9 protein-coding genes, 1 tRNA gene and 1 rRNA gene are annotated in these 7,138 nt (G+C 62.6%); 10 read left to right on the top strand and 1 reads right to left on the bottom strand.

Features of this window, described 5'->3' with window-relative positions:
• Positions 1-12: 12 nt before the first annotated feature.
• Positions 13-127 (top strand): 5S ribosomal RNA (gene rrf, locus AQY21_RS11635).
• Positions 128-184: 57 nt separating this feature from the next.
• Positions 185-261: transfer RNA gene (locus AQY21_RS11630), tRNA-Met, on the top strand.
• On the opposite strand, the gene AQY21_RS27180 is transcribed toward AQY21_RS11630, so the two are convergent.
• Entirely contained in the window at positions 218-1,921 is a 1,704-nt protein-coding gene (locus tag AQY21_RS27180) for a recombinase family protein (protein WP_238986757.1), read from the bottom strand. The two genes, AQY21_RS11630 and AQY21_RS27180, sit on opposite strands and share 44 nt — an antisense overlap.
• Here AQY21_RS27180 and AQY21_RS29730 point away from each other — a divergent pair.
• From AQY21_RS29730 to AQY21_RS11585, 8 genes are all read left to right on the top strand, one after another.
• Positions 1,844-2,203: a hypothetical protein gene (locus AQY21_RS29730; RefSeq protein WP_238986756.1), complete on the top strand. Its 360-nt coding sequence runs from the start codon at positions 1,844-1,846 to the stop codon at positions 2,201-2,203. The genes AQY21_RS27180 and AQY21_RS29730 overlap by 78 nt on opposite strands.
• A gap of 588 nt (positions 2,204-2,791) precedes the next feature.
• The gene (locus AQY21_RS11615) at positions 2,792-3,163 is read left to right on the top strand and encodes a helix-turn-helix transcriptional regulator (protein WP_058097821.1); all 372 of its coding nucleotides are present in this window, start codon (positions 2,792-2,794) and stop codon (positions 3,161-3,163) included.
• Positions 3,156-3,683 carry an arsenate reductase ArsC gene (locus tag AQY21_RS11610; RefSeq protein WP_058097820.1) on the top strand — a complete coding sequence of 176 codons (528 nt, stop codon included), beginning with the start codon at positions 3,156-3,158 and terminating at the stop codon, positions 3,681-3,683. Before AQY21_RS11615 ends, AQY21_RS11610 begins: the two co-directional genes overlap by 8 nt.
• Positions 3,684-3,691: 8 nt before the next feature.
• Entirely contained in the window at positions 3,692-4,117 is a 426-nt protein-coding gene (gene arsC, locus AQY21_RS11605; RefSeq protein WP_058097819.1) for an arsenate reductase (glutaredoxin), read from the top strand.
• Positions 4,118-4,126: 9 nt separating this feature from the next.
• Positions 4,127-5,182 (top strand): ACR3 family arsenite efflux transporter, encoded by a 1,056-nt coding sequence (gene arsB, locus AQY21_RS11600; protein WP_058097818.1) that lies wholly within the window; start codon positions 4,127-4,129, stop codon positions 5,180-5,182.
• The gene (gene arsH, locus AQY21_RS11595; protein ID WP_058097817.1) at positions 5,182-5,898 is read left to right on the top strand and encodes an arsenical resistance protein ArsH; all 717 of its coding nucleotides are present in this window, start codon (positions 5,182-5,184) and stop codon (positions 5,896-5,898) included. Before arsB ends, arsH begins: the two co-directional genes overlap by 1 nt.
• Before the next feature lie 190 nt (positions 5,899-6,088).
• Complete coding sequence (locus AQY21_RS11590) at positions 6,089-7,045, top strand: ArdC family protein (RefSeq protein ID WP_058097816.1); 957 nt, start codon at positions 6,089-6,091, stop codon at positions 7,043-7,045.
• Positions 7,042-7,138, top strand: a 97-nt coding sequence (locus tag AQY21_RS11585; protein ID WP_152988205.1) for a DUF2958 domain-containing protein, incomplete at its 3' end; no start/stop codon positions are given. The genes AQY21_RS11590 and AQY21_RS11585, both read left to right, overlap by 4 nt.

Here is a 7,138-nt window from a genome sequence, read left to right as displayed (position 1 = left end):
CTCCTTTTCCGGTCTGGTGGCTTTAGCACGAGCAAAACACCCGATCCCATCCCGAACTCGGCCGTTAAGTGCCGTCGCGCCAATGGTACTGCGTCAAAAGACGTGGGAGAGTAGGTCACCGCCAGACCTGAAAAGAAGCGAGCCAGATCTCTCTAAACGAGAAAAACGACAGAGAAAGCCCTGCCGCGGGGTAGAGCAGCCCGGTAGCTCGTCAGGCTCATAACCTGAAGGCCGCAGGTTCAAATCCTGCCCCCGCAACCAACGATAATTGCGAAACCTCCGCTGACCCCGTCGCGGAGGTTTTTGCATTTGTGCCCCCATTCCGCAGCGATCGTCTGTTGCGTCCTCCCGCAACCAACGATCCCTGCGATAGCAGGTTGTCCAAAGCCTCGGCCTCCGCAAGGAAGTCGGGGTTTTTCTTGCCCGCCGTAAACCGCAGGATCGCACCGAGGTCGCCGCGCAGGACGATGGCTAGCTCGCCATTGTCGGGAACCAGCGTCACCTGATCGACCAGCGACCGAAAGGTCTCGGCAGCGTGAGTACGACCGTCTTCATCTTGCAGATGTTCGTAGAGTTGGCCGATCCGCTGCGCGTAGAGTGCCGCCATGTTCGGGTGCAGCAGGGGAGGCGGCTCGTCCGCGTTGGCCAGTTTCTCCGTCAGTTCAGCCTTGCGGGCTTCCAGCTTCTCGGACTTGTCCTTCAGCTTCGATAACGGGAAGCCTTGCACGATCGCGTCGACGATCTTGTCCAACTCCTTGTCGACACGCTCCAGTTCCCGTTTCCAACCCTCCAGATCGGCGCCGCGCTCGATGCGTAGCCGATTCACCTCCCTGGTGAACTCGGTACAGAACTCCTTGAACAGCGCGGGATCCATCAGATGCTTGCGTAGCCCGTTGAGGATCGAGGCTTCCAGCGCGTCGCGCCGGATGTTGAGCCGGTTGTCGCAAGTGCCCTTGTTGCGCGCCGTCGCGCAGCCGAGCAGATCCTTCGAGATCATCGTATAGCCGCCACCGCAGCAGCCGCATTTGACGAGGCCAGCGAAGAGGTGCTTCGGGCGACGCCGGTCGTTCAGGGGATTCGGGCTGGTCTCGACCACATCGTAGGCGAGGCGGCTCTGCCGTGCCTTGACCGCATCCCAGATGTCCTGGTCGATGAGCCGCAGGTCAGGCACCTCATGGACGACCCATTCGCTTTCCGGGTTCAGGCGGGATACGCGCCGGCCAGTGTCGGGATCCTTGATATAGCGTAGCCGGTTCCACACAAGCTTTCCGATGTAAAGCTCGTTGTTCAGGATGCCGGTGCCGCGCTTCGGGTTGCCGTGGATCGTCGATGGCCCCCATTCACTGCCCTGCGGCCCTGCCACGCCTTCGTGGTTCAGCGACATGGCGATCGTGCGCGAGGACTTTCCGTCAAGATAATCGGCGAAGATGCGTCGCACGATCCCGGCCTCGGTCTCGTTGATGGTCCGATCGCCCCGGATGGCTTCCCCACGATCATCGAACTTCTTCACCACGTCATAACCGTAGCAGAGACCGCCTCCGGATTTGCCATCCTCGACGCGGCCGCGCAGCCCACGACGGGTCTTGTCGGCTAGATCCTTCAGGAACAGCGCGTTCATCGTGCCCTTCAACCCGACATGCAGATGGGTGATCTCGCCCTCGGACAGGGTGAACATCTTCACATCGGCATAGGTCATGCGCTTGAAGATGCCGGCGATATCCTCCTGGTCGCGCGATAGCCGGTCCATGGCCTCGGCCATGATCATGTCGAAACGGCCGCGCAGGGAATCGGAGATCAGGGCCTGGACGCCCGGTCGCAGGATCATGCTGGCGCCGGAGATGGCGTGATCGGTGTATTCCTCGACGACGGTCCAGCCTTCCTTTTCGGCGCGCAGGCGACACATACGCAGCTGATCGGCGATCGAGGCGTCGCGCTGGTTGTCGGAGGAGTAGCGGGCGTAGAGCGCGACCTTCATGCGGACACCTCAGTCGGGGAGGCGGTCGCCCGCCAAACTGGCCGTCTCCTGTTGGACGAAATCGCGCGCTGCCTGTCGGGCGAGTTGCCGGACGAGATCGGCGAGGCGGGGGTCGGGCTTGTGGGTGCCAGCAATGCGCGCCACGGCTTCATCCGTGGTCTCCGTGACCAGCCGAAGCTTCGATGCTGTGGTTTGTCGTTGCCGTGCCATTCCTGCGCCGATCCATGACGGTCCCGCACAAAGACTGCACTGCAATTCCAGTGTGTTACAGAGAAGCACCCGGCGGCGTTTGGCGGGGAATGGAGGGCGGGGTCGGGCATTGGCGCAGTCCTGAGCAGCATGGCGTCGCAAAAATACTGGCGCGACGATGTGCGAATTTGCGGCTCGCCAAGAGATTTGAACATCTGCTCGCACAGCGCGACGTTCCAGCCATGTCCTGAGGTCAGTCTAACGCGGAGACGCCGCGCATGGCAATGCGAGAAAATTGGTCGCGCCGATGGTGGCCGCTGGTCCTGACGGTGCCCCCTCAGCCCACTCCGTTCCTCACAGGTCCGGCAGGCCGAGGCTGAGTTGCCGGGCAGCTTCGTCAGAGGTGGTTCGGGAAATCTGACAGCCAGGATGAGCGGCTCTTTGCTGCGACCATCGCACTAGGTGTTCTTGAAGGCTGGAAGGCTGTCATGGCGAAGCGTTTGGCCTTTTGCGGTCCTGGGCTTCCCGTTCTCACCGCTCGGCGGCGCGGTCCAACTGCACGACGAGGCGGAAATTTCGGACCGTCCCTGCCTAGACGCTTGTCCATATGTCGATTAGTCTCGACATATGGAATCAGATAACGCCATCCTCGCTTTCGCCGCGCTCGCGCAACCGACCCGCCTCGACGTGTTCCGTCTCTTGATGGAGCATGAGCCGGATGGGTTGCCCGCAGGCGAGGTCGCCCGCAGGTTAGATGTCCCCCACAATACCATGTCCACACATCTGGCGACGCTGACGCGCGCCAGCCTGATCGAGGCGGAGCGGCACAGCCGGTCGATCATCTATCGGGCAAGGCTCGACGCCGTGCGGGCGCTCGCCAGCTTTCTCGTCAAGGATTGCTGCGGCGGTCGCCCCGAGATCTGCGCGCCGCTGATCGCCGATCTTTCCCCTTGCTGCCCACCGCAAACCCTCGCCACCAAAGAGGCCGCCCATGACTGACCGCATCTACAATGTTCTGTTCCTCTGCACCGGCAATTCGGCGCGCTCGATCCTCGCGGAAAGCATCCTGAACAAGGATGGCGAGGGTCGCTTTCGCGCCTTCTCCGCCGGATCGCAGCCCAAGAGGACGATCAATCCCTTTGCGTTGAAGATGTTGAAGAGTTTCAGCTACCCCTCTGAAGGCTTCCGCACGAAGGGTTGGGAGGAGTTTGCGGGGCCCGATGCACCGTTCATGGATTTCGTGTTCACCGTCTGCGACAACGCTGCCGGCGAAGCCTGCCCGGTCTGGCCCGCCCAGCCCATGACCGCCCATTGGGGTATTGAAGATCCGGCGGCCGTCGATGGAACGGACATCCAGAAGGAAGCCGCCTTCGTTGCGGCCTTCCGCTTCTTGAAGAACCGCATCTCGGCTTTCACGTCCCTGCCGGTCGCCAGTCTCGACAAGGCGTCGCTGCGCACCAAACTGACCGAGATCGGCCAGTCCGATGGCGCGTCGTCTCCACGCAACAGCGCAGCGTGAAGCCGGCCATGGACGTCATCATCTATCACAATCCCGATTGCGGCACCTCGCGCAACACGCTGGCGATGATCCGCAATGCGGGCGTCGAGCCGCATGTCATCGAATATCTGAAGACACCGCCGTCGCGCGAGTTGCTGACCCGACTTATTGCGCGCATGGGCATATCGGTGCGGGAACTGCTGCGCGAGAAGGGCACGCCCTATGCGGAACTGGGCCTTGGCGGCCCGGCTCTGAGCGACGCGCAATTGCTCGATGCCATGATGGCGCATCCTCTCCTGATCAACCGGCCCATCGTCGTCAGCCCGAAGGGCGTCAAGCTCTGCCGGCCGTCCGAGGACGTGCTCGACCTGTTGCCGCCGCAGCGTGGCGCGTTCGCCAAGGAAGGCGGCGAGCGCGTGATCGACGGCCACGGCCGACGCGTGGCAACGGCCTGAGGGAGTTCCATGTCCACCTTTGAACGCTACCTCACCCTCTGGGTCGCATTGTGCATCGTCGTTGGCATTGCGCTCGGCCATTTTCTCCCGGGCGCTTTTCATGCCATCGGCGCAATGGAAATTGCCAAGGTCAACCTGCCGGTGGCGGTGCTGATCTGGCTCATGGTCATCCCGATGCTGCTCAAGATCGACTTCGCAGCATTGGGTGAGGTCGGGCGGCACTGGCGCGGTATCGGCGTGACGCTGTTCATCAACTGGGCCGTAAAACCCTTCTCGATGGCGCTGCTGGGCTGGTTGTTCATCGGCTGGCTGTTCCGGCCATACCTACCGGCGGAGCAGATCGCCAGCTATATCGCTGGCCTCATCATCCTTGCCGCCGCGCCATGCACGGCCATGGTGTTCGTCTGGTCGAACCTGACCAAGGGTGAGCCGCATTTCACATTGAGCCAGGTTGCCCTCAATGACGCCATTATGGTCGTTGCCTTCGCGCCGATTGTCGGCCTGCTGCTGGGCCTGTCCGCCATCACCGTGCCGTGGGGGACGCTGGTCCTGTCGGTCGTGCTCTACATCGTCATTCCCGTTATCATCGCGCAGATCATCCGTCGCCGGATGCTGGCGAATGGCGGGCAGGCAGCGCTTGACCGACTTCTTGCAAAGTTCGGCCCGGCCTCCCTCGTTGCGCTGCTGGCGACGCTGGTGCTGCTGTTCGGCTTTCAGGGCGAACAGATCATCGCGCAGCCGGCGATTATCGGCCTGCTGGCGGTGCCTATCCTGATTCAGGTCTATTTCAATTCCGGGCTTGCCTATCTGCTCAATCGGATGGCCGGCGAGCAGCATTGCGTGGCGGGCCCCTCGGCGCTGATCGGGGCGTCGAATTTCTTCGAACTGGCGGTTGCTGCCGCCATCAGCCTGTTCGGCTTCCACTCGGGCGCGGCGCTCGCAACCGTCGTCGGGGTGCTGATCGAAGTACCGGTGATGCTCTCGGTTGTCTGGATCGTGAACCGCTCCAAAGGCTGGTATGAGCGTGGCGGCAAGGTATCCGAACTCGCGAAAGAACTGCGTTGATGCCGGACGATCTTCCCAATCTCGATGCCGGCTGCGTTGATACTCCCAGCCTTGGTCGGCTGCGCGTAGCGGCCCCCTCAACCCATCCGCCGCGTATCCTGCTGCTTTACGGCTCGCTCCGCGACCGATCCTACAGCCGTTTCCTGACATTCGAGGCCGAGCGTCTGCTGAAACATTTCGGGGCGGAAACACGCATCTTCGATCCGGTCGGCCTGCCGCTGCCGGATGGGGCTGAGGTCAATCATCCCAAGGTGCAGGAATTACGTGAACTCTCGCTCTGGTCCGAGGGACAGGTCTGGACCAGCCCCGAGCGGCATGGCGCGATGAGTGCGGTGATGAAGGCGCAGATCGACTGGATTCCGCTCTCAGTAGGTGCAGTTCGTCCAACGCAGGGCCGGACCCTTGCGGTGATGCAGGTATCGGGCGGCTCGCAGAGCTTCAACGCCGTCAACCAAATGCGTGTGCTCGGCCGCTGGATGCGGATGGTCACGATCCCCAACCAGTCCTCCGTCGCCAAAGCCTTTCAGGAATTCGACGAGGCGGGCCGGATGAAACCATCATCCTATTATGATCGAGTGGTCGACGTGATGGAGGAGTTGGTGAAGTTCACGCTGCTAACGCGCGATGTCTCACCCTACCTGACCGACCGCTATTCCGAACGCAAGGAGAGTAGCGAGGCCCTTATGCAGCGGGTCAATCTGACGGCCGCGACCTGAACGCTTTAGCACTCCGACATCATCGCTCACGAAATGACGCGTCTCTGAAGACCTTTCCGGACGCGGTCAGACGAGTTTCTGCACAGCCTGCCCCGCAACGCCCCCTGAGAGTTCGAGTGCGGGCGGGCTTTCCGTGACGGGTTGAGGGCTGGAGAAGAGGTCTCCGGCGCCCGTCGCGGAGATCATCCCGATGGCCAGACAGGATCACGCTGCCGATGGCGCGCGCAGCAATCTTTACGACGACATTACCAGCAAGATCATGGCAGAGCTGGAGCAAGGGCGGTTGCCGTGGGTCCAGCCCTGGGGGACTGCGGCGGCAAAGGCGTCGCTTGCCATGCCGAAGAACGCCGCGACCTCGCGGCAATATTCCGGGATCAACATCCTGATCCTCTGGGGCGCCGTGGTCCAGCACGGCTACCCTTCCCAGCACTGGCTCACATATCGCCAGGCGGCGGCTCTCGGCGGCAATGTCATGAAGGGCGAGCGTGGCACCACCGTGGTCTATGCCGACCGCTTCACCCCCGAGGACGAGAAGCGCCGCGCCCGCGAGACCGGCGATGAGCCGGGACGCATCCCGTTCCTGAAGCGCTTCACCGTTTTCAATGCCGCGCAATGCGAGGGCCTGCCCGAGGACATCGCGGTGGAGGCACCGCCCCCGCCGCCCGGCATGATCGAACCGCGGGTGGAGGCGTTGATCCGGGCCACCGGCATCGACTTTCGCATCGGCGGGGATCGCGCCTTCTACGTTCCATCACAGGACTTCGTGATGGTCCCGCCACCGCAAGCCTATTTCGAGCCGATCAACTGGCACCGGACGGCGTTGCATGAGCTCGGTCACGCCACAGGCCATGCCTCGCGCCTGGGGCGGGATTTCTCGGGCAGTTTCGGCACGAAGAAATACGCATTCGAGGAGTTGGTGGCGGAGATGAACGCGGCATTCTGCTGCGCCTCGCTTGGTATCGCGCCGACCGTGCGCCATGCCGACTATATCGGCTCCTGGCTGGAGGTGCTGCGCGAGGACAACCGCGCCATCGTCCGCGCAGCTTCTCAGGCCAGCAAGGCGGCCGACTGGCTGCTGTCGCATCTGCCGGCCGAAGATGCCGGGGAGCCGGTTCCGGCTGCAATCGAAGGGAGGGTCGCGGCATGATCCTCCTGACCGGAACACAGCGCGACCGGCTTCTGGCCAATGGTCGCCAACGTGATGTGGATCACATCCCCGTCGTGAAATTCTTCAACCCCT

It is taken from the genome of Paracoccus sp. MKU1 (genome assembly GCF_001447385.1).
GTDB lineage: Bacteria > Pseudomonadota > Alphaproteobacteria > Rhodobacterales > Rhodobacteraceae > Paracoccus.
Note: the sequence above shows the minus strand (reverse complement) of the source record. Positions and strands in the feature narration are given on the sequence as shown.